This is a genomic window from Moorena sp. SIO4E2 (genome assembly GCF_010671945.1).
In the GTDB taxonomy this organism is placed as follows: Bacteria; Cyanobacteriota; Cyanobacteriia; order Cyanobacteriales; family Coleofasciculaceae; genus Moorena; species Moorena producens.
The window spans coordinates 1-2,148 of the sequence record NZ_JAAHIE010000942.1 but is presented as its reverse complement, the minus strand read 5'-3'; the positions used below and the strand labels follow the sequence as shown (position 1 = coordinate 2,148).

Below are 2,148 nucleotides of genomic sequence, written 5' to 3'. Positions count from 1 at the left end.
TGCACCACTTGCAGCCGTTATTGTTCACAAGCATATTTTGGAAACCTTTAAGAGTGGTAATAGAAAAGGGATATTGCTATTCTCGACATACTCTGGACATCCCCTCAGTTGTGCCGCTGCTTTAGCTGTTCAAAACTACATTGCTAAACACAAGCTTATTGAGCAATGTGCTGCAATGGGTCAATACCTGAAGGGAGAATTAAAAACACTCGCCGAGCGTGAACCTTTAATTGGAAATGTACGTGGTGAAGGTTTATTTCTTGGAGTAGAGCTTGTTCATGATCGCAAAACACGTAAACCTTTCCCACGGTCCATGAAACTACAAGAACAAATTGTTCAAGCTGCTTTCGAGAGGGGAGTTCTACTCTCAGGTAGGTTTGGCACAGGGGCTGGATTAGATGGGGACCATATCTCAATTGTTCCTCCCTTCATTATCACCAAGAGTCACTGTGATGAAATTGTGGCAGCTTTAGAGTCTAGCATCAAACAAGTGAAAGGTTCTTTGCAATTAGCCTGTGCTTAATTTTTTTTGCGAAAAGATAGAAGCGGTCAAATCATCTACCGCTTTTCCTTTAGCTATTTTTTTTTAAAAGCTGTTAATTTTTATGTCATATACAAAAGTTAAATTAGGCAGAGTACTAATAAATTCCTTGCCCAAGAGCGGTACTCATCTTTTAGCCAAGGCAATTGAGATTTTTGGCTATCAAGAACATTTTACCAATGGCGACAACCTTAAAGACGATTCCGATCTGGAAACCCCTATATTTTTTAACTATCGGGAAGTTAAAAAAGCTTTACAAAAGGAAAAAAGCAGCCAAAAGACAGAAGCCCCTAACAAACAGATTAGTGTAGGGGCTTTAACCCCCTTGTATGTGGATAAATCTGTTTTTCGTCATTGGCTGGAAGTTATGTCTGAAGGTAGATATATTTTAGGGCATATTCCCCAGACACCTGTATTGAGTGAAGTTCTTGCCGATTTAGATTATCACCATGTATTTATTATCCGCGAACCTCGTTCAGTAGTAGCCTCTAGTCTCCCCTTTATCTTGGATACAGGTAAAATGCCTGCCAAACATTTTTTGGAAAACGATTTTAAGCAAATGTCTGTGGAGCAGCGCTTAGATTTTATTCTAGAGGGAGGATATGCTCCCCAAGCTGGTGTAGAAATCAAAAGTTTTGCAGAAGTTTACCGCTCCATGCTTGCTTGGCGTAATGAGCAAAATTGCTTATTTCTCCGTTTTGAAGATTTAGTAGGAGAAAAAGGTGGAGGAAGCCTTGAGCAGCAGATTAAAGTCATTAAAAGCATTGCCTCACATCTGGGGTTCCCTTTTGATGAGAATATTGCCGCTAAATCAAAAGAAATTTATAATCCTTCTTCTCGCACCTTTAGAACCGGCAAGATTGATGGGTGGAAGAGTTCACTAGATGGTAAATTGGTTGAACGCTTGGTGGAATATTGCGAACCGCTTTGTAAGGAAGCTGGATATTAGGTGGGGTGGAGTAAAGTGAAAAATTATGCTTTCTTATAATCTAAACATTTGGGGTAAGGATTCAGGTCAAAGGGATCGCTGCAAGGCCAAAAAAGCTCGCTTCTTTAAAGTCTGCGGGATTGACTTTGAAGCCTGACTGGGTGACAAACAGCCTTAAAAACCTTACTGGGTGTGGGGTGACCGGGTGTAGGCTGTCGGGAAACATCAGGAGCTGGCCACGTTACTAGAAACGGTTGAATCAGGTTGGGGACGGTTGAATTAGGTAGAGGATGTTGGTTTTTGCACCGGGTAACTCCAAATTCGCTGTCTTGATGCAGTCGCTCATGGGGGAAACCCCCAAGACCGCGCTGCATCGCTTCTATTTTCCCCACACCCCAGACCCGGTCACCCCACACCCTGTCTACTTTTTAGCCTTGTTGTCACCCCCTCAGGTTATTAGACCCTCGCCGTGGTCTAGCCCCACCATTACTTGTGCCAGTTGCCTAAGTCCTAACAAAGCAGAATGAGTATCTCAGTTACTAATTTAACTATAGCCTTGGTTATCGGCTATCTCATGATTATCAAGATAGTCGCTTATTTAGCTCATCGAAGAAGTCATCAGACTGTTGAAGATTTCTTTATAGATGGAAGAAATACAGGGGTGTTGGCGCTTATAGGA

General features: G+C 42.1%; 3 protein-coding genes. 2 read left to right on the top strand and 1 reads right to left on the bottom strand.

From position 1 onward, the window contains the following. Both F6K37_RS39225 and F6K37_RS39220 read left to right on the top strand, forming a co-directional pair. The coding region (locus F6K37_RS39225) for an aminotransferase class III-fold pyridoxal phosphate-dependent enzyme (protein ID WP_287256650.1) at positions 1 to 523 on the top strand (523 nt) is incomplete at its 5' end. Between the two features lie 82 nt (positions 524 to 605). Next, positions 606 to 1,490 (top strand): sulfotransferase domain-containing protein, encoded by an 885-nt coding sequence (locus F6K37_RS39220; RefSeq protein ID WP_287256648.1) that lies wholly within the window; start codon positions 606 to 608, stop codon positions 1,488 to 1,490. Positions 1,491 to 1,594: 104 nt separating this feature from the next. Here F6K37_RS39220 and F6K37_RS39215 read toward each other — a convergent pair whose 3' ends face one another. After that, entirely contained in the window at positions 1,595 to 1,843 is a 249-nt protein-coding gene (locus F6K37_RS39215; protein ID WP_287256646.1) for a hypothetical protein, read from the bottom strand. Positions 1,844 to 2,148 lie beyond the last annotated feature (305 nt).